This window comes from Roseixanthobacter glucoisosaccharinicivorans, assembly GCF_043195095.2.
Lineage (GTDB): Bacteria > Pseudomonadota > Alphaproteobacteria > Rhizobiales > Xanthobacteraceae > NCEH01.
Genome location: NZ_CM195538.1, coordinates 4,762,501 through 4,785,577 on the forward strand (window position 1 = coordinate 4,762,501; position 23,077 = coordinate 4,785,577).

Sequence of the window (23,077 nt, forward strand, 5' to 3'; positions counted from 1 at the left end):
TCTGATTGAAGAATTCGAGCGCCGCTTCGGCGTCCACATTCCGCTCATCCGGCGCGAGCACGTGGCCGGGTTTTATGCCCGTAGGCCGGTCTGGCTGATCAAGAATCTCGGAATCGAGCGCATCCGCGCCGAGATCGGCAAGATGGAGGAGGATTCCGCCCGCTTCTATCTCGAAGCCGCAAAACGCGCGAGCGATACCGGCACGCGCCGCCTGCTCGGAGACCTCGCTACCCAGGAACAAAATCATCAGGCCATTGCGGAAGAACTCGAGGCCGCCAACCGGCCCGACGACGTGAAGGCCGAGGAAGAGGGCCGCGCCCGGCGTCAGTTCGTGCTGACCTGGGTGCAGCCGGGCCTGGCCGGATTGATGGACGGCTCGGTCTCCACCCTTGCTCCAATCTTTGCCACCGCCTTCGCCACGCAGAATTCGCAGACCACCTTGCTGGTGGGTCTTGCAGCCGCGGTCGGGGCGGGCATTTCCATGGGCTTTACCGAAGCCGCCCACGACGATGGCGTGATTTCAGGCCGCGGCTCGCCCATCAAGCGGGGCATCGCATCCGGGGTGATGACGGCGGTCGGTGGGCTTGGGCACGCCTTGCCCTATCTGATCCCGGAGTTCTGGACCGCCACTTCCCTCGCGGTCATCGTGGTGTTCATCGAATTGTGGGCCATCGCCTGGATTCAGAACCGATATATGGAGACGCCGTTCGTGCGGGCGGTGTTCCAGGTCGTGCTCGGCGGCGCACTGGTGCTCGCCGCCGGCATCCTCATTGGCAGTGGCTGAGGCGGTCCACCCGGTTGGATCCGCTGCGCGCGGTCGTCATTGCACCCGTTCGACCGCAATTGCCGTCGCCTCGCCGCCGCCGATGCACAAAGCGGCGACGCCTTTCGTCATGCTACGCCGCTCCAGCGCATGCAGCAGGGTGACGATCAACCGCGCACCGGTGGCCCCGATAGGGTGGCCGAGCGCGCAGGCGCCGCCGTTGACATTGAGCTTCTCGCGCGGGATCGAGAGATCGTGCTGCGCCGCCATGGCGACGGCGGCGAACGCTTCGTTGATCTCGAACAGGTCCACATCTTCCACGCTCCAGCCGGTCTTGGCGAGCAGCTTTCGGATCGCCGGTATCGGGGCGGTCGTGAACCAGGCCGGATCCTGGGAATGGGTGGCGTGGGCCTTGATTTCCGCCAGGATCGGCAGGCCCTCGCGCGCGGCGATCGAGCGGCGCGTGAGGATCAAGGCGGCAGCCCCGTCCGCATTTGCCGAGGAACTTGCGGCGGTGATGGTGCCGTCCGGGCGGAAGGCTGGCTTGAGCCCAGGGATCTTCTCGGGCGAGACCTTAAGGGGATTTTCGTCGTCCTCGATCAGCAGGTCGCCGCCCTTGGCTTTCAACGCATACGGGGCGATCTCCGCCTTGAAATCGCCGTCGGCAATGGCGCGACGGGCGCGGGTCAAGGTCTCGATCGCGTAGGCGTCCTGGTCGGCGCGGGTGAATTGATAGGCCTGCGCCGTTGCCTCGCCGAAATCGCCCATGGGCCGCCCGCCTTCATAGGCATCCTCGAGCCCGTCCAGCATCATATGGTCGAGCACCTGGGCATGGCCGGCACGATATCCGGCGCGCGCCTTCGGCAGCAGGTAGGGCGCGTTCGACATGGATTCCATGCCGCCCGAAACGACGATCTCGGCCGATCCGGCGGCAATCAGGTCATGCGCAAGCATGGTCGCCTTCATGCCCGAGCCGCACACCTTGTTGATGGTGGTTGCGCCGGTTGCATCGGGCAGGCCGCTGCCGCGCGCCGCCTGGCGCGCCGGCGCTTGCCCCTGCCCAGCGGGCAGCACACAGCCCATGAGCACTTCGTCGATGCGGTCGGCTGAAAGGCCAGATCGCTCAAGCGCGGCACTTATGACATGCGCGCCGAGCTGGGGCGCCTGGGCGTGGGCGAGCGCGCCGAGAAAGCGGCCGAGCGGCGTGCGAACCGCGGAAACAATCACGATGGGATCGGAATGGGCGGGCATGATGCGGCCTCCGTTGCAAGCCGAAGTCCTATTCGGCGGGAACCGGGGCGGGGATCACGTCCGCGCCCCTGCGTTTGAGGGTCACCAGCAGCGCCGCCGCGATCAGGCACAGCGCGCCAGCGATGAAGAAGGCTGGCAGATAGCTTGAAAGCACGGTGCGCGAGACGCCGGCGCCGAATGCGGCAGTCGCCGCGCCGATCTGGTGGCCGGCGAAGATCCAGCCGAACACGAGGTTCGCCTTTTCCCGTCCAAAGCGCTCGGCGGTCAGCTTCACCGTTGGTGGCACGGTGGCCACCCAGTCGAGCCCGTAGAACACGGCGAAAATGGAGAGGCCGTAGAAGGTGAAATCGGAAAACGGCAGATACAGCAGGGAGAGGCCCCGCAGGCCGTAATACCAGGCGAGCAGCCAGCGGTTGTCATAGCGATCCGATAGCCAGCCCGACCCCACCGTGCCGATGAAATCGAACACGCCTATCACCGCCAGCATGCTGGCCGCGCTGACTTCCGGAACGCCGAAATCCGCGCACAGGGGAATGAGATGGGTCTGGATCAGGCCGTTGGTGCTGGCGCCGCAGATGAAGAATGTCGCGAACAACACCCAGAATACGCGGGATTTCGCGGCAAGACGCAGCGCCTCCAGCGCCGCCATGGCCACTGAGCGGGGCGGGCCGAGGGGCGCGGGCGCCGGGCCGGTGTCCCCATAGGCGAAGAGCCCAAGGTCGGAGGGGCGATCGCGCATCAAAGCAAGCACAGCAAGCCCGGCGAGGGCCAGCATGAAGCACAGCAGCGCCAGCGCGACGCGCCAGCCATAATGCTCGGAGAGCATGGCGAGCGCGGGCATGAACACCAATTGCCCGGTGGCCGAGCTTGCCGTCAGCAGGCCAATCACCAGTCCGCGCCGGTGGGAGAACCAGCGGGTGGCGACGGTCGCGCCCAGCACCAGGGCGGTCATGCCGGTGCCGAAGCCGACCACGACGCCCCACAGGAGAATCAATTGCCACACCTGCGTCATCGCCAGCGAAAGCAGCAATCCGGCTCCGACGAGGCCGAGCGAGCACAGAACGATGCGGCGCAGGCCGAAGCGGTTGAGCAGCGCGGCGGCGAACGGACCCATGAGCCCGAACAGAAGCAGCCGCACCGCCATCGCGGCGGATATCTCGGAGGTGGACCAGCCGAATTCGCGCTGCAGCGGCAGCAGCAGAACCCCCGGAGCCCCAACCGCGCCGGCGGCGCTCAGCATGGTGAGGAAGGTGACGCCGGCGACCACCCAGCCATAATGAATGTTACGGGCCGCAAGATAGGCGGCGAGGCGGTTTGACAGCATCAGGACGGCTCCGCGACGGCGAGACGGCTCGCACGGGAATAATGATGACAAGCATCATGTTTGAGTATAAATTATGAATATAATGATTAAAGTCAAGCCGAGCGTTCCCCGCAGAACGCGGCCCTGGCTGCGGAGGCAGGTGGCGCAGGGGAGGGTGTCCCTATGAAGGTTTCAAAGGAGAGGGCGGCCGAACATCGCGCCGCAATCATCGCCGCGGCCGCGCGCCTGTTCCGCGAACGCGGATTCGACGGCGTGGGCGTGGCGGAAATCACCCGCGCCGCCGGCCTTACCCATGGCGGCTTCTACGGTCATTTCGCGTCCAAGGATGCGCTCGCAGTCGAGGCGTTCGATGCCGCCTTCGCGCGCAGTGTGAAGCGAGTTACCGCGCGCGCCGCTCCCGGAGGCGGGGGCTTGCCGCGCTACCTGGAGTCCTATCTCTCCCTGGCCCATCGCGACGCCCCGCAGGAGGGGTGCCCCATGGCCGCGGTCGCAACCCAGGTGGACCAGCAGGACGCCAAGGTGCAGCAGGGCTTCACCACGGGCATTGAGGCTTATATCGCCGCGTTCGAAAGCCTTTTGCCGCAGAACGGCGCGAAAAATCACACCAGCCGCCGGGCGCGCGCGATGCTCATGGTTTCCGCCCTCGTGGGCGGCATGGCGCTCGCCCGCGCGGTCGCCAGGAGCGATGCGTCCTTATCCCAGGAGATATTGGAGGGCGTGCACGCGCAATTGCTCGCTCTTGCGGAGGCGGAGACGTCCGCCTGACCGCTGCCATGGCGGGCGCCGAAGGCCCACGCCCTCAGGCCGCCGCGGCCAGTTCCTCGTCCTCGTCGGTGGTGCCGGCGTCCACATTCTCGCCTTCCCATTTGGCGACCACGGTGGTGGCGATGCCATTGCCGAGCACGTTGGTCGCCGAGCGCCCCATGTCGAGAAACTGATCCACGCCGAGCACCAGCAGCAGGCCCGCCGCCGGCAGGTGGAACATCTCCAGCGTCGCCGCCACCACCACCAGCGAGCCGCGCGGAACCGCGGCCATGCCCTTGGAGGTGATCATCAGCGTCAGCAGCATGACGATCTGCTGGGTGGTGGAAATCTCCATGCCATAGGCCTGGGCGATGAACATCACCGCGAAGGTCGAATACATCATCGACCCGTCGAGATTGAACGAATAGCCGAGCGGCAGCACGAAGCTGACGATCTTTTCGCTCACCGGCACCTTCTCCAGCTGGCGCATCATGCTGGGATAGGCGGCTTCGCTCGACGCGGTGGTGAAGGCCACCACGAACGGCGCGCGCACCAGGCTCACCACCCGCAGCGCGGTCTTGCCGAGAATCGCATAGCCCACGGCCACCATCACCAGCCACAGGATGAACAGGCTGAAATAGAACGAGGCCATGTATCGGCCGTAGCTCAACAAAATGCCCGGTCCATGCTCGGTGACGGTCGCCGCCATGGCCGCGAACACCGCGATCGGCGCGAGCGCCATCACATAGCCGGTGATCTTCAGCACTACGTGGGAGGCTTCCTCGATCAAGCCCACAAGCACCTTCGCCTTGTGCCCGGCGGATGCGGCGGCAAGGCCGAACAGGATCGCGAACACGACGATCTGCAGCACCTCGTTATTGGCGAGCGCGCCCACCGCGCTATCGGGCACCGCGTGCTTGATGAAATCGCGCAGCGAGAAGTTTGCCTCCTGCACGCCGGTCGCGGTGTTCACGGCCGGCAGCGGAATATTCAGCGCATGGCCCGGCTGCAGCAGGTTGACCATGATGAGGCCGATGAACAGCGACACCAGCGAGGCGGTGATGAACCAGACCATCGCCTTGCCGCCCACGCGGCCGATGGTCTTCATGTCGCCCATATGGGCGACGCCGGCCACCAGCGAGGTGAACACCAGCGGGCCGATGATCATCTTGATCAGCCGCAGGAAGATTTCGGTCAGCAGGGAGATGTGATCGGCGATCTGGCGGGCCGTGTCAGGGTCGGGCCAGAGCATGTGATTGGTGTAGCCGACGACGATGCCGAGCACCATCGCGATGCCGATATAGACCGTGAGTTTGTGCTTCACGCCGTCCCCCAATCCCCGGCCGGCGTCCAAGCGCCGGCTGCCCCCCACAGGCCCTGCGAAATTTGCATTCCCGTTGAATTGTGTCGAGCCGTTTGCGCGGCCAATTGGGCGGTGCGCGACACTGTCCGCGCCAGGGTGGCCAAAATGGCACGCCAGCATTTCCAGAGCTTTAGCTTCATGAAACGTTAAGCGCGATTGCCCCCGTGGATGGACGCGCGGCGCCCGCGCCGGTACAATGCCCGCGAAAAGGGAGGCTGACGGGCAGCACATTTTGCGGAATGCTCCATGGCGGCCAATGTCGCGAAACATTGCCCCTTGCGCGGCGGCGCTCCGCGGGTCCTGCCTTTCCGGCCTCCTGTTGCTGGGATGCTTCTTTACGTCCGCCGCCCTGGCCCAGGCCCCCTCCGCGCCATCCGCCCCGCCGTCTCAAGCCGCCCCGCCCGCGCCGGCCGATAACGCCGCCACCTTCTTCGACCGCGCCATGGCCTGGTTTGATCCCGACCGCGCCAAGGACGAGGCACCGGCGGCGGATGCGGTGCCCTATACCGTGACCTTCGACGTCACCGGCGATGCCGACCTGAAATCCAACGTGTCGGCCGCATCCAATCTCGAATCCCTCAAGCGCAACGCACCCTCCGGCGCCGCTGGCCTGGTACGGCGGGCGCTGGCGGATCGCGACCGCATCATCGCTGCATTGTACGCGCAGGGCTATTATGCCGGCACGATAACCATTCTCGTGGCCGGCCGCCCACCTGACGCGCTGGACGTGTTTCCCGCCGTCGATGCGGCGCGGGCGGCAGGCCCGGTGCCGGTGGTGGTGCGGGTGGCAACCGGCCCGCGCTTCACCTTCGGCACCATCCAGGTTCTGGATGCGGCGACCAAGCGCCCGCTCGCCGAGGCGCCGCCGCCGCGCCGCCTGCGCCTGATCGCGGGGGAGCCCGCGCGCTCCACGGCCGTGCTGGGCGCCGAGGGCGCCATCGTCTCCGCCCTGCGCGATGCCGCCCATCCGTTCGCAAAGGTGGTGGGCAAGGACGTGGTGGCCGACCATGCCGGGCACACGCTGAACGTGATCTTTCTGGTCGCCCCCGGCCCGGTGGCGACCTTCGGGCCCTTCACCGTCTCCGGCACCAAGACGCTGAAGCCGGAATTCGTTTCCGAGCGCATTGAGATCCGTCCCGGCGAGCCGTTCTCGCCCGCGCGCCTCGCGGCGCTGCGCAAGCGGCTGTTGACCTTCGAGATCATTGCCGGCGTGCGCTTCAAGGAGGCGGACCGGCTGAACGCGCAGGGCCAATTGCCCATCGAGGTGGAGATCAGCGAGCGCGACCCGCGCTATGTGGGCTTCAGCGCCAAATATTCGAACACCGACGGCTCTGCGGCCAATGTCTTCTGGGGCCACCGCAATCTGTTCGGCGGCGGCGAGACGCTGCGACTCGACGGGCAGGTGTCCTGGTTCGGCAAGGAGCCGGATTCGGTGCCGAACGCCGACCCGTTCGGCTATCGCTTCGCCGCGACCTTCATGAAGCCCGGCATCATCACGCCGAATGACGATCTCGTTGCCCAGGCGGCCATCCTGCGGGAAGTGACCAACGCCTATGTGCGCCAGGGCGAGACCTTCGTCGGCGGCATTCGCCATCGCTTCGACGATACGCTGAACATGCAGGTGGGCGTGGACCTGGAGCAGTCGCAGGTGGAGAACGCGGTCAGCCTGCGCGATTACACCATCGTCGGCGTGCCCGTCGAAGCCAATTACGACACCACGGATTCGCCGCTCGACGCCTCCCGCGGCATCCGCGCCAGCGCCACCATCGAGCCGTTCGCCATGTTCGGCCAATCCGGCGCCGGCCCGGTTCTGATGAAGGGCTCGATCGCCGCCTACCACGCCTTCGACGAGGACAAGCGCTATATTCTCGCCGGCCGGGTGCAGGCCGGCTCGATCGTCGGCGCGGACTTCTATGACGCGCCCCCGCAGCGCCTGTTCTATGTCGGCGGCGGCGGCACGCTGCGCGGCTATGATTACCAGTCTGCGAGCCCGCGCGATGCCTTCGGCGATATCGTCGGCGGCCTGAGCTTCTTCGCCGCCTCGGTGGAGGCGCGTATCCGCGTCACCGATACGATCGGCATCGTGCCGTTCCTCGACATGGGTGCGGCCTTCGCCTCGGAGACGCCGGACTTCGGGGAGCTGCAATATGGCTATGGCATCGGCCTTCGTTATTATACCGCCATCGGCCCGATCCGCCTCGATCTGGCCTTCCCCGTGAATCCGCAGGTGGCCGGCACCCATTACGGCCTCTACGTCAGCTTGGGGCAGTCCTTCTGATGGCGCTCTTCTCCCGCATCCTGAAAGGCATCGCGCAGGTGGTGGCGGTCGCGCTGATCGCGGTGGTGGCGTTCGCCCTGCTCGCCTTCGGCATCGTGCAGACCCCGCCGGGCAAGGCGTTTCTCGCCCGCTTCGCCTCCGAGCTCGCCTCCACGAACGGGCTGCGCGTGACGCTCACGGGCCTCACCGGCTTCGTGCCCGGTGACATCGCGCTCGCACGGGTCGAACTGGCCGATCCGAAGGGCAATTTCCTGGAATTGGAAGACCTGCGGCTGCGCTGGTCGCCGCTCGCGCTGCTGTCGGGAACGGTGGATGTCGCCCTGGTCCAGGCGGCGCGGGTGAATGTGCTGCGCGCGCCCGATCTTCCGGCGCCCGCTTCGCCTTCGGGCAAGGGGGGCGGCGTGGCCTTGCGCGTGATCGTGGACCGCCTCGCGCTCGACCGCATCGACCTGGCCGAGCCGGTTCTGGGCCGCAAGGCGCAATTGCAGTTCGAAGGCGGCCTGCGCCTGATGGAGCCCGCCAAGGGCATTTCGCTCAAGTTCGACCTGGAGCGGCGCGACGAGCCGGGCTCGGTCGGCGGTTCCATTCGCTATGTGCCCGAGGCGCGCACGCTCGACCTCGACCTCACCGCCCGCGAGCCGGCCGGCGGCCTCGTCGCCCGCATGGCGGCGCTGGAAGGGCTGCCGCCGCTCGATGCCCAGGTGAAAGGCTCCGGCCCGCTGGAAAAATGGAGCGGCACGCTGAACGCCACCGCCGGCTCGGTGCTGCGGTTGGAGGGGACCGCCGATATCGTGGCGCAGGGCACTTCCCATCTCGCCACGCTCGCGCTCACCGGCGATCTGCAAAAAGCGCTCCCCGCCAATGTCGCGTCCCTGTTTGCGGGCCGCACGGAGCTTGCCGCCGCGGTCCTGGTCGATCCCGCGCTGACCGTTTCGATCCGCCGGTTCACGCTGGCTTCCGCTGGGCTTTCGGCCACCCTGGGCGGCACTTTCCAGACCGCCGAGGGGACGGCGGATGTGAAATTTTCCGCGACCGCCGGCGATTCTGCGGCCTTTTCCGTCTTGCTTCCCGGCATCGGCTGGCGCGCGCTGACGGCCGACGGGATGGTGAGCGGACCGCTCGCGGCGCCCCGCGCCAGGGTCACCGCCTCCGCCCAGGGCATCACGGGCGCGGGCTATGGCGCGCAAATCCTGACCCTGACGGCCCGCACCACCGATGACGGTGCGGGCGGCCTGACCTTCCGCGCCGATGCCGCCGCCGACGGCTTGTCCGCCGCCGATCCCGCCGTGGCCAAGGCGCTCGGGCCGCGTGGCACGCTGGCGCTGTCCGGCGTGCTGCCGCAGGTCGGCGCGCCCGAAGTGCGCGATCTCGCGGTGGCGCTGAACGGGCTCGACCTGAAATTCACCGGCCGCGCGGGCGCCGACATGATCGATGGCACGGTGCGCATGCCGCGCCTCGATCTCGCCGCGCTGGCTCCGCTCGCCCATCAGCCGCTGCGCGGCGTGATCGCCCTCGATGCCGAGGTGAAGCGCGTCGGGTCGGACGGCGCCATCGCCCTGAAGCTGAACGGCTCCTCCCGCGATGTGGAAACCGGCATCGCGGCTGCCGACGGCCTCGTGGGCGGTGCGGCGCAGGTGGCAGGCGGCCTCTCCTATGCGGGCGACGGGGCGCTCACGGTTCAAGACCTCAAGCTCGATGCCGCCGGCGTCACGTTGGCGGTGAACGGCAAGGTCGATCGCCGCGCCGCCGATCTCATCGGCGAAGTGGCGCTGCGCAATCTTTCCCGGCTGGATTCCCGGCTCGAAGGCGCAGCCAACGGGCGCGCGGCCTTCTCCGGCACGCTCGATGCGCTCAATGTGACGGCGCGCCTGTCGGTGGACCAGGGCAAGGCCATGGGACAGCCGATCTCCGGCCTCACATTGGATGCGGACCTGAAGGATCTCACCGGCCGGATCGGCGGCAATGCCCGGCTCGCCGGCCAGGTGGGCGGCAAGCCGGCGCGCGGTTCGGCGACCCTCGCCACCGGCGCCGATGGCAGCCGCGCCTTGAGTGGCCTTGATTTCGCGGTCGGCTCCGTGAGCGCCCAAGGCGCGCTGATCGCCGCCGCGAGCGGCCTTCTGACCGGGCAGGTTTCGTTCTCCGCCGGCAATCTCGCGGATGTGTCCGCCTTCGCCCTCACCGAACTTGCCGGCCGCGCGGAGGGCAATATCGTGCTCGACGAGATGGCCGGCACCCAGCGCATCGCCTTGCGGGCGGACCTCGACAATGTGCTGGTGGCCGGCCAGCGGGTGCAGGGCGCCCGCATCGACCTGTCCATCGCCGACCCGCGCGCCGGCACCGGGGCGCTGCGTGGAACGGTGGATGCCACCGGCATTTCCTCAGGTTCGCTCCAGGTGTCGCGGGCGCGCATCGTCGCCAGCGAGGCCGGCGGCGGCACCGCATTGACGCTGAATGCCGATGCCCAGGGCGCCACCATCGCGGCCGCCGGGCGGCTCACCGCCTCCGGGCAGGAACAGGCCTTCCGCCTCGATACGCTGCGGATCGCCCGCACCGGCACCAATGTCACGCTCTCCGCACCCGCCACGGTGACGGTGCGCGATGGCACGGTGGCGGTGGACCGCTTCGCGCTCGCCACCGGCGGCGGAACCGTGACGGTGCAAGGCAGCGCGGGCGATGCGCTCGATCTCACGGTGGATATTCGCGCCCTGCCGCTGGCGCTCGCGGCGCTGGCCGATCCGGCGCTGAACCTCTCCGGCACGGTGAACGCCAGCGCGCGCATCACCGGCCCCGCGACAGCCCCCACGGGCCGCTATGATCTCACCGTGCTCCGCGCCACCAGCCCCGATATCGCGCGCGCGGGCGCCGGACCGTTCGATTTGCGCGCCAACGGCACGCTCGACGGCGGCAGCGTGCGCATCGCATCCACCATTTCCGGGCCCGCGCTGTCCGGCGTCGCCATCAACGGTACCGTGCCGTTCCAGGGCAATGGGCTGGATCTCTCGATGCGCGGGAACATCTCGCTCGCCATCGCCAATGCGCTGCTCGCGACCTCGGGCGCGCGGGCAACCGGCACGGCAGCGGTGGACGCGACCGTGCGCGGCTCCCTCGCCGATCCGCGCGCCGGCGGCACCGTGCGCATTAGCGGTGGGCGTTATGAGGACGCGGTGAACGGGGTGACGCTGGATCGCATCCAGGCCGTGGTCACCGGCACCGACCGTTCGGTCACGCTCTCCTCCTTCCAGGCCGCGACGCTCAACGGCGGGTCGATCCAGGGCAACGGGTCGGTCACGCTTGATCCCGCCGCCGGCTTCCCCGGCCGGCTCGACCTGACGCTGAACAATGCGGGCCTCGTGAACAGCGAGATCGTGCGCTTCGTGGCCGACGGGCAGATCGCCATCGGCGGCGCCTTCGCCACCCGGCCCACCATCGGCGGGCAGATCAATGTGCGGGCGCTGGACATCAATATTCCCGACCGTCTGCCGGGCGGGGCGCGGGCGCTGAATGTGCGCCATGTGAACGTGCCGCCGGGCAAGACCTTCACGGTGCCGCCCGTGCCCGCGCGGCGGCCGGGCGGGCGGGGGCAGGACACCCGCGCCGCTGCGTTCCTGGCGAGCCTGGATCTGAGCGTGAACGCGCCCAACCGCGTGTTCGTGCGCGGCATGGGGGTGGATGCGGAGCTTTCCGGCACGCTCAATGTGCGCGGCACCAGCGCGGCGCCGGTGACGGTGGGCGGGTTCGAGCTGCTGCGCGGGCGCTTCGACATCATCGGCCGGCGGCTGGATTTCACCCGCGGCCGCGTGACCTTCAACGGCACCACGGACCCGGATCTCGACTTCATCGCCGAGAGCACCGCCAATGACGTGACCGCCCGCGTCACCATTTCCGGCCGGGCCTCGCAGCCGGAAATCACTTTTTCCTCCACCCCGACCCTGCCGCAGGATGAGGTGGTGGCGCGCCTGCTGTTCGGCCGCTCGGCCGGCCAGCTCAGCGCCGGGCAGGCCTTGCAGGTGGCGCAGACGGTGGCGACCCTTTCGGGAAGCGGCAATGCCGCGCTCTCCTCGCTGCGCCGCTCGCTCGGCGTGGATAGCCTGGACGTGGGCACCAACGCGGATGGCACCGGGGGCCAATTGGGCATCGGCAAGCGCTTGAACGACCGCATCTATCTGGGCGTGCGGCAGGGCACCACCTCGGGTTCCAGCGCCGCCACGGTCGATATCGACATCACCCGCAACATCCGCCTGCAAGGGGCGACGGGGGCCGATGGTGGCACCGAAGTGGGCATCGGCGCCCAATGGGATTATTAAGGTTTTCCCCGCGCCGACCCGCCGGTCCCGCCAAAATGTTTCACGTGAAACAATGGCTTAGCGTAGACGAACGTCGGTTTTGTGGGAGATCTCAGCGCTCGTCCGCGCGTGTTCGGGCGATGAATCCGGCATTTCGGGCGCACCTTCGCCGTCCATGAATCCGGGACGCGCGCCAGGGCGTCGCCCTCTCCCTCCGGCCGGCCCCGCGCCCCTCGTCTAACGCGCCCGGTCGCGTGCCCCCGGCTCGCGTGCCCCCGCTTTGAGCGGCCCGGCTTTGGGTGCGGCGATGCCGAGGCTCTTCATGCGCGAGGCGAGGGTGGTGGACTTGAGGCCGAGCCGCTCGGCCGCGCCCCCCGGCCCCGACACCTTGCCACCGGCCGCCTCCAGCGCGGCGAGGATGCTGGCGCGATGGCGGGCGCGGCGCTCGCCCTCGGTCTCCAGCCCCTCCAGGGCGCCCGGCGCGGGGGGCGGGGCGGCATCTTCGTGCGGCTCCGGCAGGTCGATGATGAGGCGGCCGTTGCGCGCGAGGATGATGCCGCGCTCGATCACATTCTGCAGCTCGCGCACATTGCCCGGCCAGTCGTAGGCGACGAGCTTGCGCATGTCGCCCTCGCTCAATTGCAGCGCGCCGGAAAGCGGCTTGCGCGAGGCGCCGCCGAGGAAATGCAAGGCGAGGGCGGGAATATCCTCCCGCCGCTCGCGCAAGGGCGCGGATTCGATGGGCATGACATTGAGGCGGTAGAACAGGTCCTCGCGGAACCGGCCGGCGCGCACCTCGGCCCGCAGGTCCCGATTGGTGGCGGCGATGATGCGCACGTCCACGGAGCGGGTGCGCTCCTCGCCGATCCGCTCGAACTGGCCTTCCTGAAGCACCCGCAGCAGCTTGCTTTGCAGCTCGATGGGGATTTCGCCCACCTCGTCGAGGAACAGCGTGCCATGATCGGCGAGTTCGAACCGGCCGATGCGGTCGCGCAGCGCGCCGGTGAAGGCGCCGCGCGCATGGCCGAAGAATTCGCTCTCGAACAATTCGCGCGGGATGGCCGCGCAATTCACCCGGATCAGCGGGCGCTCGCGCCGGTCGCTGGCCTCATGGATGGCGCGGGCGATCAATTCCTTGCCGGTGCCGGATTCCCCGGTGATGAGCACGCTCGCTTCCGTGGGCGCCACCAATTCCACCTGGCGCAGCACTTTCTTGATGGCTTCGCTGCGGCCGATGACGCCGCGATGGCTGCCCTCGGCGCGGATTTCCTCCTGGAGATAGGCATTCTCCAGCTCCAGCCGCTCGCGCAGGCTGTCCACCTCGGCGAGCGCGGCGCGCAGCTTCTCGTCCGCCTCGCGGCGCTGGGTGACATCGCGGAACGCCACCACGGCGCCGATCAGCACGCCCCGGTCGCGGATCGGGGTGGAGGTATATTCCACCCAGACCGGCGTGCCGGAACGATGCCAGAACACCTCATTCTCCACCCGGTGCACCGCGCCGTCGCGGAACGCGGCATAGATGGGGCAGGTCTTGTGGGGGTAGGGGCTGCCGTCATGATGGTGGTGATGCACCATGGTGTGCATGTCGCGGCCGATCAGCTCCTCCGCCGTCCAGCCCAGCATCTGCTCGGCGGCGGGATTAACGAAGGTGGTCTTGCCCTCTGAATTCACCCCATAGATGCCTTCGCCGACCGCATGGAGGATCAGGCGGTTCTCGCGCTCGATGTCGCGGAAGAAGCGGTCCACCCGCTGCCATTCGGCGATGCCTTCGCGCATGAAGGAATCCGCATCCGCATCAATGTCGCGGCGATGGCGTGCCTCAAGATCGTGCAGGGTGATCAGCAGCGTGCGCCCGCGCGGGCTGGTGACCTGGATGCCGGCATATTCCAGCCGCAGGGGCCGCCCGTCGGCATGCTGGGGGGAGAGCGAGCGCGTCCAATGGGCGCCGCGATCCATGACGGCTTGGGTGAACACCACCAGAGCGGACGCCTGACCGGGATGCAGATCGAAGATCTGCATGGCTTTCAATGCCTCGCGGGTATGGCCCAGCAGCCGGCAGGCGGCGGGGTTTGCATCGAGGATGCGGGCGGTTTCGGTGTCGACCGCCAATTCCGCCTCGATCCCCGCGTCGAAGGCGGGACCGAACGGGCCGAAGCGCGGCAGCTGGGGCAGGTCGAGGGCGTCCATTTACGATTTTTCGCAAGTTGAATTACGAAAAATCATAAATCACGAAAACTCGTGAATCCAGCGATTTTCGCAGGCCATTGATAAGTCAGGAAAAATTCCGGTGTCCGGTGGTGGCATGCGCTTTGCTTAACGTCAGGGGGAGAGCTTCCCCTCCCGGTCTTCCAGCATGAGGCGGTCCATGACGAGCAAAGACACCTTCCGGCGCTTTTCCCGTTTGTTTTCCGGCTGCGCGTGCGGCCGGCACCGCTCGGCCGCGGAGCACGAGGCCGCGGCCCGCGCCTCTGAGGAAGCGCGCTATGGCAGCCTGGTGGAAAAGACGGTGCTGCACGCCCTGTTTCCGCAGGATGCCCATCGCCGCGCCTTCCTCAAAGCCATCGGCGGCACCACGGTGGCGGCAGCGCTTGCCCAATTCCTGCCCATGGGCATGGTCACGGAAGCCTTCGCGCAGGGCACCGGGCCGATCGAGAAGAAGGACCTGAAGGTCGGCTTCATCCCGATCACCTGCGCGACCCCCATCATCATGGCGCACCCGCTCGGCTTCTACACCAAGCATGGCCTGAACGTGGACGTGGTGAAGACCGCCGGCTGGGCGGTGGTGCGCGACAAGACCATCAACAAGGAATACGACGCCGCCCACATGCTCTCGCCCATGCCCATCGCCATCTCGATGGGCCTTGGCTCCAATCCCATCCCCTTCTCCGTGCCGGCGATCGAGAACATCAACGGCCAGTGCATCACCCTCGCGATGAAGCACAAGGACAAGCGCGATCCGAAGGATTGGAAGGGCTTCAAGCTCGCGATCCCGTTCGACTATTCCATGCACAATTACCTGCTGCGTTATTATCTGGCGGAGCACGGCATCGACCCCGACGCGGACGTGCAGCTGCGCTCGGTGCCGCCGCCGGAAATGGTCGCCAACCTGCGCGCCGACAATATCGACGGCTTCCTGGCGCCGGATAATGTCTGCCAGCGCGCGGTCTATGACGGGGTGGGCTTCATCCACATCCTCTCCAAGGAGATCTGGGACGGGCATCCCTGCTGCTCGTTCTCCGCCAGCAAGGAATTCGTCACCACCAATCCCAACACCTACGCCGCTTTGCTGCGCGCCATCATCGACGCCAGCGCCTATGCCCAGAAGCCGGAAAACCGCAAGCAGATCGCCGAGGCCATCGCCCCCGCGAACTATCTCAACGCGCCCCCGGTGGTGCTGGAACAGGTGCTCACCGGCACCTATGCGGACGGCCTCGGCAACATCAAGAAGGACCCGAACCGGGTTACCTTCGAGCCCTTCCCGTACGATTCCTTCGCCATCTGGATCCTCACCCAGATGAAGCGCTGGGGCCAGGTGAAGGGCGACGTGGATTATGCCGGCATCGCCAAGCAGGTGTTCCTCGCCACCGAATGCGCCGCCGTGATGAAGGACATGGGCCTGACCCCGCCGGCGCCCACCAAGACCATCGTCGTCATGGGCAAGCCGTTCGATCCCGCCAAGCCCGACGCCTATGTCGAGAGCTTCGCCATCAAGCGGACCTGAGCGGATGTCGTCGACTTTGACTTTGCGCGCCGCGCTCGTTTCGGTGCTGCTCCTGGTCGCTCTCCTGCTGGTTTGGCAGGGGAGCACCGCAGGCTTCGGCGGGGCCGGGGCGGGTGCCGCCTCCGGCATGGATCCGGAATATGCCAAGCTGATGGGCCTCACCGCCTCCACCGGCAAATCGGCGGTGCCGAGCCCGGTGGACGTGGGCAAGGGCCTCTGGAACGTCCTCACAGACCCGTTCTACGACCGGGGGCCGAACGACAAGGGCGTCGGCATCCAGCTCGCCTATTCCCTCGGCCGGGTGCTGCTGGGCTATGGCATCGCGGTGCTGGTGGCGATTCCGCTCGGCTTCGTCATCGGCATGTCGCCGCTGATGAGCAAGGCGCTCGATCCCTTCATCCAGGTGCTCAAGCCCATATCGCCCTTGGCCTGGATGCCGCTGGCGCTCTACACCATCAAGGATTCCGACACCTCGGCGGTGTTCGTCATCTTCATCTGCTCGGTCTGGCCGATGCTGCTGAACACCGCCTTCGGTGTCGCCAGCGTGCGCAAGGAATGGCTGAACGTGGCGCGCACGCTGGAGGTGGGGCCGCTCAAGCGCGCCTTCACCGTGATCCTGCCCGCCGCCGCGCCGACCATCCTCACCGGCATGCGGATTTCCATCGGCATCGCCTGGCTCGTGATCGTCGCGGCCGAGATGCTCGTGGGCGGCACCGGCATCGGCTATTTCGTCTGGAACGAGTGGAACAACCTTTCCCTGACCAATGTGATCATCGCCATCCTGGTGATCGGGGTCATGGGGATGCTGCTCGACCAGATCCTGGCCTTCGTCGCCCGCCTCGTCACGTTTCCGGAGTGAGGCGCATGAACGAGCCCCGCTATGTTTCCATCGAAGGCATCTCCCGCCGCTTCCAGGCGGCCGGCGGCCGCACCACCACCGTGTTCGAGGACCTGTGGTTCTCCATGAGCAAGGGCGAGTTCGCCTGCATCATCGGCCATTCCGGCTGCGGCAAGACCACGGTGCTGAACATCCTCTCCGGCCTCGACCGCCCGGACGACGGCGCGGTGGTGGTGGATGGCACCGCCATCGAGGGGCCGGCGCTCGACCGCGCCGTGATCTTCCAGAGCCACGCCTTGATGCCCTGGCTGACCGTGCTCGGCAATGTCGCCTATGCGGTCTCCTCCCGCCACAAGGGCTGGAGCCGCGCGCAGGTGCGCGCGCACGCCATGCGCTTCATCGAGGTGGTCGGGCTCAAGGGCTCGGAGAGCAAGCGCCCGTCGGAACTCTCCGGCGGCATGAAGCAGCGCGTCGGCATCGCCCGCGCGCTCTCCATCGAGCCCAAGATGCTGCTGATGGACGAGCCCTTCTCCGCCCTCGACGCACTCACCCGCGGCACGTTGCAGGACGAGGTGCGCCGCATCTGCCTGGAGACCGGGCAGACCGTTTTCATGATCACCCATGACGTGGACGAGGCGATCTATCTCGCCGACCGCATCGTGCTGATGACCAACGGCCCGAACGCCACCATCGCCGAGATCGTGCAGAACCCCCTGCCGCGCGAGCGCCGCCGCCTCGACATCCACAAGCAGGCGGATTTCTACGCGGTGCGCAACCATCTCATCGACTTCCTGGTGGAGCGCTCGAAGACCTTCAAGGACCAGCGCCCCGCCGGATACGACCACCGCCATCCCCCGGTGGTGCGCCCCACCGCCGCGCCCCAGCCCTCGCCCGACGGCGACAAGCGCGCGGCGTGACGCCTCGTTTTCAAACGCCCGGGACACAAGCGCCCGGGACACAAGCGCCCGAGACACACACGCTCAAGACACACACGCTCAAGACTCAAGGAGAAGAACATGAAGCGCGAACAACTCACCGAGAAGATCCTCGACATCAAGCGCGAGAAGGGCTGGACCTGGAAGTACATCACCGATGAGATCGGCGGCATGTCGCCGATGCTGGTGGTGGGCGCGCTGCTCGGCCAGATGAAGCTGGTGAAGCCGCTGGCCAAGGCCGCCGCCGAGCTGTTCGGCCTCTCCGAGGTCGAGGAGCGCATGCTGAACGAGGTGCCCTATCGCGGCACGCCCATGCCCCCCACCGACCCGCTGATCTATCGCTTCTACGAAATGGTGATGGTGAACGGCCCGGCGTTCAAGGCGCTGATCGAGGAGGAATTCGGCGACGGCATCATGTCCGCCATCGATTTCGACATCGACATGGAGCGCCTCGCCAATCCCAAGGGCGACCGGGTGAAGCTGACCATGACCGGCAAGTTCCTGCCGTACAAATATTACGGCGCCGAGCAGGGCACGCCGGAATACGGCTTCAAGGAAGGCTGAGCGGCGCGACGCCCGCGCGAAGAAAGCGCGGGAGGGCGCGCGCGGGACGTGCATCGCCCGGTTCGGGGCGCATGTTTCCTGCTATCATTTCTCCTCCTGCACGCGGGGGGAGGACGCCGAGATGACTGCGGACCAAGGGACATCGGGAACGCCGGGAGAAGACGACCTGGGCTTGGACATCGCGAGCCGCTTCGTCGAGCTTGGCCCGCTGCGCCTGCACTATCTGGAGGCAGGTGAGGGCGATCCCGTGCTGCTGCTGCACGGCTATGCGCAGACCAGCCATATGTGGCGGCCGCTGATCGCCGAACTCGCCAGGACCCACCGCGTGATCGCGCCCGACCTGCGCGGCTTCGGCGAGTCTTCGAAGCCGGAGACGGGATACCACAAGGCCACGATGGCGCAGGATGTGCGCGCTCTCGCAACGGGGCTCGGCATCGACCGCGCGGGCGTGGTCGGGCACGATATCGGGCTCATGGTCGCCTATGCCTATGCCGCCCAATATCCCGAGGCGGTGACGCGCATCGCGCTGATGGATGCTTTCCTCCCCGGTGTCGGCGACTGGACGCACGTCTGGCTGATGCGCGACCTGTGGCATTTCCATTTCTACGGCAAGACGCCGCTGGCGCTCGTCGAGGGCCGCGAGCGCATCTATTTCGAGCATTTCTGGAACGATTTCGCCGCCGATCCCGCCCATTCGGTGTCGGAGGCGGATCGCCAGTTTTATGCGGCGGCCTATGCGCAGCCCGGCGGCATGGCGGCGGGGTTCGAGGTGTTCCGCGCGTTCGAGCGCGACGCGGCGGATTTCGCCCGCTTCGCCGAAGCCAAGCTCACCATGCCCATGCTGGTGCTCACGGGAGAGAAGGCCTCCGGCGAATTCCTGATCGCCCAGGGCCGGCTGGTGGCTGAAAACGTGGAGGGCGTCGTGGTCGAGGGCTCGGGCCATTGGCTGATGGACGAGGCGCCGGAGAAGGTCATTCCCCGTCTCGTCGCCTTCTTCGCGGACTGAGCGGCGGTCCGCCCGCCGTCGCTGACCCGGCGCGGTGTCGCGGACGAGCAATTCCTTCTATCTTTTCTTCTCCCGCACGCGGGGGAGGACACCCACATGGATGGGGACCAGGAGATGCCGAGAATGCCGACGCCCGAGCCGCAATCGCAGCCGCAACGGTCCAACAGCTGGGCGGTGACCGGAGGCGTGAGCGTCATCCTGCTGACCGGCATGGCCGCCATCGCCAAGCTTCATGAGGACGGCGGGGACATAGGCTTCCTGGCGCTGATCCTGGCGGTGACGGTGGTGGGCGCCTTCGCCCTCGCGCGCTTCATTTCCCGCCACGGACATGAGATCGGCGAAGCCCGGTTCGACACCACGCCGAAGGAGCCCCCGGCCGCCTGAGCGCTACGGTCAAGACCGCTACGGGCAAGACCGCGCCGCGATGGCCGCCTGCCCGGGGATCGCGCCATTGGCGCGCGCACTGTCGCCGCACATGAAGTCACCGTACGTAAAGTCACCGCACATGAAAAGGCCGCCGGGCTTGCGTCCGGCGGCCTTTCTTTTGATCCCGTCTCGCAGCAGCGGGAGGGTGAGACGCTTCAAGAGATCAGAGGTTAGATCAGAGGTTCTTGACGATTTCCTCGGTCACCTTCTTGGCGTCGCCGAACAACATCATCGTGTTGTCGCGGAAGAACAGCTCGTTCTCCACGCCCGCATAGCCGGAGCCCATGCCGCGCTTGATGAACAGCACCGTCTTGGCCTTTTCGACGTCCAGGATCGGCATGCCGTAGATGGCGGAAGAGGGGTCGGTCTTCGCGGCCGGGTTGGTCACGTCGTTGGCGCCGATGACGAAGGCCACGTCGGCCTGGGCGAACTCGGAGTTGATGTCTTCCAGCTCGAAGACCTCGTCGTAAGGCACCTGGGCTTCCGCCAGCAGCACGTTCATATGCCCGGGCATGCGGCCCGCCACCGGATGGATGGCGTACTTCACCTCGACGCCCTCTTCCTTCAGCTTGTCGGCCATTTCACGCAGCGCGTGCTGGGCCTGGGCCACCGCCATGCCGTAGCCCGGCACGATGATAACCTTCTGGGCGTTCTTCATGATGTAAGCGGCATCATCAGCCGAGCCCTGCTTCACCGGGCGGCTTTCCACCGCGCCACCGGCACCCGCCGCCACTTCGCCACCGAAGCCGCCGAGGATGACCGAGATGAAGGACCGGTTCATGCCCTTACACATGATGTAGGACAGGATCGCGCCCGAGGAGCCCACCAGCGCGCCCGTGATGATGAGCGCGGTGTTGCCCAGCGTGAAGCCGATGCCGGCCGCCGCCCAACCCGAATAGGAATTGAGCATGGACACGACCACCGGCATGTCGGCGCCGCCGATCGGGATGATCAGCAGGCCGCCCAGCACCAGCGAGAGCAGGGTGATGATCCAGAACAGCGGGATCGAGCCGGTCATCACGAAGGCGATGATCAGCACCACCAGCAGCAGCGCCAGGCCGCCGTTGATGAAGTGGCGCATGGGCAGCATGATCGGCTTGCCGGACATGTTGCCGTTGAGCTTCGCGAAGGCGATGATCGAGCCCGTAAAGGTGATCGCGCCGATGGCGACGCCCAGCGTCATCTCGATCAGGCTGGCGCCGTGGATGTTGCCCGGTTCGCCGATGCCGAACGCCGCCGGGGCATAGAGCGCCGCCGCCGCCACCAGCACCGCCGCAAGGCCCACCAGCGAGTGGAAGGCCGCGACCAGCTGGGGCATGGCGGTCATGGCGATGCGGCGGGCGACAACCGCGCCGATGCCGCCGCCGATGCCGATGCCTGCGATCACCAGCACCCAGCCGAGAATGTCGGCGGGCGGCGAGAGCGCGAGCGTGGTGAGCACGGCAATCGCCATGCCGACCATGCCGAACATATTGCCCTGACGCGACGTGGTGGGATGCGAGAGCCCCCGCAGCGCGAGCACGAAGAGGATGCCCGCAACCAGGTAAAGAAGCGCGGCCAGATTGGCGTTCATGGGTCCGCCCTCACTTCTTCTTTTGGTACATGGCGAGCATGCGGCTGGTCACGAGGAACCCGCCGAAAATGTTCACCGACGCAAAGATGAGAGCGATGAAGCCGAAGCCGCGCGCCCACAGAGAATGGCCGGCATCGCCGACCGTGGAAACACCAACCGCCAGCAGCGCGCCCACCACGATCACCGAGGAGATCGCGTTGGTGACGGACATCAGCGGGGTGTGGAGCGCCGGCGTCACCGACCACACGACGTAATAGCCAACGAACACGGCCAGCACGAAGATGGAGAGGCGGAACACGAACGGGTCGATGGCGCCGCCGGTGGCGGCATGGGCGACCGCGCCGAGGGCGGTGGCCGCCTGATCGGCATAGATCTGGGCGGCTTCGGCGGCCTGGCGGGCCACCTCGGCGGCAGCGCGCGCCTGGGCGGCGGCGTCAGCGGCGGTCTGGGCAGTGATGGGGTTCATTGGGCGGCTCCCTCAACCTTGGGGGCGAAGTTCGGGTGAACCACGGCGCCGTCGCGGGTGAGGAGCGTCGCCTTCACGAGCTCGTCGTCCCACTTCACGGCGAGGGCCTTGGCCGACTTGTCCACCAGGGTCTCGACGAAGGCATAGAGGTTCTTGGCGTACAGCAGCGAAGCCGAGGCGGCGATGCGGCCGGCGACGTTGAGATAGCCGACGATCTTCACGCCGTTCACGTCCACCACCTGGCCGGGCTCGGCGCCTTCCACATTGCCGCCGCGCTCGACCGCGAGGTCGATGAGCACGGAGCCGGGCTTCATGGAGGCCACCATGGCCGCCGTCACCAGGCGCGGCGCGGCGCGGCCGGGGATCAGGGCGGTCGTGATGACGATGTCCTGCTTCTTGATGTGCTCGGCGACGAGAGCCGCCTGCTTGGCCTGGTATTCGGCCGACATGGGCTTGGCGTAGCCGGCGGCGGTCTCGGCCTGCTTGAACTCGTCGTCTTCCACGGCGACGAACTTCGCGCCGAGGGATTCGACCTGTTCCTTGGAGGCAGGGCGCACGTCGGTCGCGGTCACCACGGCGCCGAGGCGGCGGGCGGTGGCGATGGCCTGGAGGCCGGCGACGCCGGCGCCCATGACGAACACGCGGGCAGCGGGAACGGTGCCGGCGGCGGTCATCATCATCGGCAGCGCGCGGCCGAATTGTTCGGCGGCGTCGATGACGGCGCGATAGCCGGCGAGATTGGCCTGGGAGGACAGCACGTCCATCACCTGCGCGCGGGTGATGCGGGGCATCAGCTCCATGGCGAAGGCGGCAACCCCGGCATCGGCCATGGCCTTCAGCGCGGCCTCGTTGCCGTAGGGATCCATGATGGCGAACACCAGGGCGCCGCGCTTATAGGACGAAAGTTCAGCTTCCGTCGGACGGCGCACCTTGAGTACCACATCGGCACCGCTCACCGCGTCGCTGGCGGTCTGGGCAATGGTGGCACCGGCGGCTTCATAATCGGCGTCGAGGATACCGGATTTCACGCCGGCGCCGCTTTCGACCACGACGTTGGCGCCAAGCGCGGTCAGGCGCTTCACCGTATCGGGGCTCGCAGCGACCCGCGGCTCGCCGAGATCAATCTCGACGGGGACAGCGATTTTCATTGAAACGTCTCCGAAGTCCGAGTGCGTGACTCAGAGCAGGAAAATCCACATGAGGACGAGAATGACGGCGACCGTGATCGCGCCGTATTTCGTGAGCTGCGTAAAGAGCGCAAACGTCCGGGCATGCTCGGCGTAATCGTTGCCCTCGGCTGTCACATATTCAATCGAGCCGTGCTCGGCCATTGGCGTTCCCCCTCAGCTGACGGTGGCCTTGGCCCTTTAGCGGAGAAGGGCTTCTGTGGCAACTCGCGCTGGTGGACAATATACCAGATACGCCAAGGTTCAAGGCCAAAAACGCAACGGCCGAACCCGCATTTGTTCTTGTTTTGTTCGTAGGCTGATGTAGCATGAAATCATGGATTTTCAGCGCGATTCTGCCCTACCGGTAGCTTCT

The 23,077-nt window shown here is 67.1% G+C and carries 18 protein-coding genes (1 of these 18 cut by a window edge); 10 read left to right on the forward strand and 8 right to left on the reverse strand.

What is annotated here, in order from left to right:
• Nucleotides 1–784, forward strand: the 3' portion of a protein-coding gene (mbfA, locus tag V5F78_RS21905) for an iron exporter MbfA (RefSeq protein WP_394072261.1). 194 nt of this gene lie to the left of the window's left edge; the window shows 784 of its 978 coding nt (coding positions 195–978); its start codon lies beyond the left edge, outside the window; it ends in the stop codon at nucleotides 782–784.
• 36 nt (nucleotides 785–820) lie between these two features.
• Here the strand turns inward: mbfA and V5F78_RS21910 are convergent, their stop codons facing one another.
• Nucleotides 821–2,014 carry an acetyl-CoA C-acyltransferase gene (locus V5F78_RS21910; protein WP_394072263.1) on the reverse strand — a complete coding sequence of 398 codons (1,194 nt, stop codon included), beginning with the start codon at nucleotides 2,012–2,014 and terminating at the stop codon, nucleotides 821–823.
• 28 nt (nucleotides 2,015–2,042) lie between these two features.
• On the reverse strand, nucleotides 2,043–3,338 hold the full coding sequence (locus tag V5F78_RS21915; protein WP_394072265.1) for an MFS transporter: 1,296 nt from the start codon (nucleotides 3,336–3,338) through the stop codon (nucleotides 2,043–2,045).
• Between the two features lie 162 nt (nucleotides 3,339–3,500).
• Between V5F78_RS21915 and V5F78_RS21920 the strand changes: the two genes are divergently transcribed.
• Nucleotides 3,501–4,103, forward strand: a complete 603-nt coding sequence (locus tag V5F78_RS21920) for a TetR/AcrR family transcriptional regulator (RefSeq protein ID WP_394072267.1) — start codon at nucleotides 3,501–3,503, stop codon at nucleotides 4,101–4,103.
• A 34-nt stretch (nucleotides 4,104–4,137) separates the two neighbouring features.
• Here the strand turns inward: V5F78_RS21920 and V5F78_RS21925 are convergent, their stop codons facing one another.
• Nucleotides 4,138–5,406: a dicarboxylate/amino acid:cation symporter gene (locus tag V5F78_RS21925; protein ID WP_394072269.1), complete on the reverse strand. Its 1,269-nt coding sequence runs from the start codon at nucleotides 5,404–5,406 to the stop codon at nucleotides 4,138–4,140.
• Nucleotides 5,407–5,887: 481 nt separating this feature from the next.
• On the opposite strand from V5F78_RS21925, the gene V5F78_RS21930 reads away from it, so the two are divergent.
• Complete coding sequence (locus tag V5F78_RS21930; protein WP_394072271.1) at nucleotides 5,888–7,723, forward strand: autotransporter assembly complex protein TamA; 1,836 nt, start codon at nucleotides 5,888–5,890, stop codon at nucleotides 7,721–7,723.
• Nucleotides 7,723–12,027: a translocation/assembly module TamB domain-containing protein gene (locus tag V5F78_RS21935; protein ID WP_394072273.1), complete on the forward strand. Its 4,305-nt coding sequence runs from the start codon at nucleotides 7,723–7,725 to the stop codon at nucleotides 12,025–12,027. Before V5F78_RS21930 ends, V5F78_RS21935 begins: the two co-directional genes overlap by 1 nt.
• A 216-nt stretch (nucleotides 12,028–12,243) precedes the next feature.
• Here V5F78_RS21935 and V5F78_RS21940 read toward each other — a convergent pair whose 3' ends face one another.
• Nucleotides 12,244–14,193: a sigma 54-interacting transcriptional regulator gene (locus V5F78_RS21940; protein WP_394072275.1), complete on the reverse strand. Its 1,950-nt coding sequence runs from the start codon at nucleotides 14,191–14,193 to the stop codon at nucleotides 12,244–12,246.
• 178 nt (nucleotides 14,194–14,371) lie between these two features.
• Between V5F78_RS21940 and V5F78_RS21945 the strand changes: the two genes are divergently transcribed.
• The 6 genes from V5F78_RS21945 (at nucleotide 14,372) to V5F78_RS21970 (ending at nucleotide 19,454) form a co-directional block, all read left to right on the forward strand.
• Complete coding sequence (locus tag V5F78_RS21945; RefSeq protein WP_394072277.1) at nucleotides 14,372–15,727, forward strand: CmpA/NrtA family ABC transporter substrate-binding protein; 1,356 nt, start codon at nucleotides 14,372–14,374, stop codon at nucleotides 15,725–15,727.
• Between the two features lie 4 nt (nucleotides 15,728–15,731).
• Nucleotides 15,732–16,586: a nitrate ABC transporter permease gene (ntrB, locus tag V5F78_RS21950; protein ID WP_394072279.1), complete on the forward strand. Its 855-nt coding sequence runs from the start codon at nucleotides 15,732–15,734 to the stop codon at nucleotides 16,584–16,586.
• A 5-nt stretch (nucleotides 16,587–16,591) separates the two neighbouring features.
• A complete protein-coding gene (locus tag V5F78_RS21955; RefSeq protein ID WP_394072281.1) occupies nucleotides 16,592–17,482 on the forward strand; it encodes an ABC transporter ATP-binding protein in 891 nt (296 codons plus the stop codon).
• Nucleotides 17,483–17,581: 99 nt separating this feature from the next.
• Nucleotides 17,582–18,064 (forward strand): cyanase, encoded by a 483-nt coding sequence (gene cynS / locus V5F78_RS21960; RefSeq protein WP_394046361.1) that lies wholly within the window; start codon nucleotides 17,582–17,584, stop codon nucleotides 18,062–18,064.
• A gap of 121 nt (nucleotides 18,065–18,185) precedes the next feature.
• On the forward strand, nucleotides 18,186–19,070 hold the full coding sequence (locus V5F78_RS21965; protein WP_394072283.1) for an alpha/beta fold hydrolase: 885 nt from the start codon (nucleotides 18,186–18,188) through the stop codon (nucleotides 19,068–19,070).
• A gap of 123 nt (nucleotides 19,071–19,193) precedes the next feature.
• Nucleotides 19,194–19,454, forward strand: a complete 261-nt coding sequence (locus tag V5F78_RS21970; RefSeq protein WP_394072285.1) for a hypothetical protein — start codon at nucleotides 19,194–19,196, stop codon at nucleotides 19,452–19,454.
• A 217-nt stretch (nucleotides 19,455–19,671) separates the two neighbouring features.
• Here the strand turns inward: V5F78_RS21970 and V5F78_RS21975 are convergent, their stop codons facing one another.
• The 4 genes from V5F78_RS21975 to V5F78_RS21990 are packed head-to-tail and all read right to left on the reverse strand — an operon-like array spanning nucleotide 19,672 to nucleotide 22,866.
• On the reverse strand, nucleotides 19,672–21,069 hold the full coding sequence (locus V5F78_RS21975) for an NAD(P)(+) transhydrogenase (Re/Si-specific) subunit beta (protein ID WP_394072287.1): 1,398 nt from the start codon (nucleotides 21,067–21,069) through the stop codon (nucleotides 19,672–19,674).
• Between the two features lie 10 nt (nucleotides 21,070–21,079).
• Entirely contained in the window at nucleotides 21,080–21,535 is a 456-nt protein-coding gene (locus V5F78_RS21980) for a proton-translocating transhydrogenase family protein (RefSeq protein ID WP_348845524.1), read from the reverse strand.
• Complete coding sequence (locus V5F78_RS21985) at nucleotides 21,532–22,683, reverse strand: Re/Si-specific NAD(P)(+) transhydrogenase subunit alpha (RefSeq protein WP_394072289.1); 1,152 nt, start codon at nucleotides 22,681–22,683, stop codon at nucleotides 21,532–21,534. The genes V5F78_RS21980 and V5F78_RS21985 overlap by 4 nt, the downstream gene beginning before the upstream one ends.
• A gap of 30 nt (nucleotides 22,684–22,713) precedes the next feature.
• A complete protein-coding gene (locus tag V5F78_RS21990; protein ID WP_394072291.1) occupies nucleotides 22,714–22,866 on the reverse strand; it encodes an aa3-type cytochrome c oxidase subunit IV in 153 nt (50 codons plus the stop codon).
• Nucleotides 22,867–23,077: the final 211 nt, after the last annotated feature.

Bases quoted from the DNA above. Each gene is read 5' to 3' on its own strand.
- V5F78_RS21965 (WP_394072283.1), top strand. From the start codon at position 18,186: ATGACTGCGGACCAAGGGACATCGGGAACGCCGGGAGAAGACGACCTG.
- cynS (WP_394046361.1), top strand. From the start codon at position 17,582: ATGAAGCGCGAACAACTCACCGAGAAGATCCTCGACATCAAGCGCGAG.
- V5F78_RS21915 (WP_394072265.1), bottom strand. From the start codon at position 3,338: ATGCTGTCAAACCGCCTCGCCGCCTATCTTGCGGCCCGTAACATTCAT.
- V5F78_RS21970 (WP_394072285.1), top strand. From the start codon at position 19,194: ATGCCGACGCCCGAGCCGCAATCGCAGCCGCAACGGTCCAACAGCTGG.
- V5F78_RS21955 (WP_394072281.1), top strand. From the start codon at position 16,592: ATGAACGAGCCCCGCTATGTTTCCATCGAAGGCATCTCCCGCCGCTTC.
- V5F78_RS21920 (WP_394072267.1), top strand. From the start codon at position 3,501: ATGAAGGTTTCAAAGGAGAGGGCGGCCGAACATCGCGCCGCAATCATC.
- V5F78_RS21935 (WP_394072273.1), top strand. From the start codon at position 7,723: ATGGCGCTCTTCTCCCGCATCCTGAAAGGCATCGCGCAGGTGGTGGCG.
- V5F78_RS21975 (WP_394072287.1), bottom strand. From the start codon at position 21,069: ATGAACGCCAATCTGGCCGCGCTTCTTTACCTGGTTGCGGGCATCCTC.
- V5F78_RS21990 (WP_394072291.1), bottom strand. From the start codon at position 22,866: ATGGCCGAGCACGGCTCGATTGAATATGTGACAGCCGAGGGCAACGAT.
- V5F78_RS21930 (WP_394072271.1), top strand. From the start codon at position 5,888: ATGGCCTGGTTTGATCCCGACCGCGCCAAGGACGAGGCACCGGCGGCG.
- ntrB (WP_394072279.1), top strand. From the start codon at position 15,732: ATGTCGTCGACTTTGACTTTGCGCGCCGCGCTCGTTTCGGTGCTGCTC.
- V5F78_RS21910 (WP_394072263.1), bottom strand. From the start codon at position 2,014: ATGCCCGCCCATTCCGATCCCATCGTGATTGTTTCCGCGGTTCGCACG.
- V5F78_RS21985 (WP_394072289.1), bottom strand. From the start codon at position 22,683: ATGAAAATCGCTGTCCCCGTCGAGATTGATCTCGGCGAGCCGCGGGTC.
- V5F78_RS21980 (WP_348845524.1), bottom strand. From the start codon at position 21,535: ATGAACCCCATCACTGCCCAGACCGCCGCTGACGCCGCCGCCCAGGCG.
- V5F78_RS21945 (WP_394072277.1), top strand. From the start codon at position 14,372: ATGACGAGCAAAGACACCTTCCGGCGCTTTTCCCGTTTGTTTTCCGGC.
- V5F78_RS21940 (WP_394072275.1), bottom strand. From the start codon at position 14,193: ATGGACGCCCTCGACCTGCCCCAGCTGCCGCGCTTCGGCCCGTTCGGT.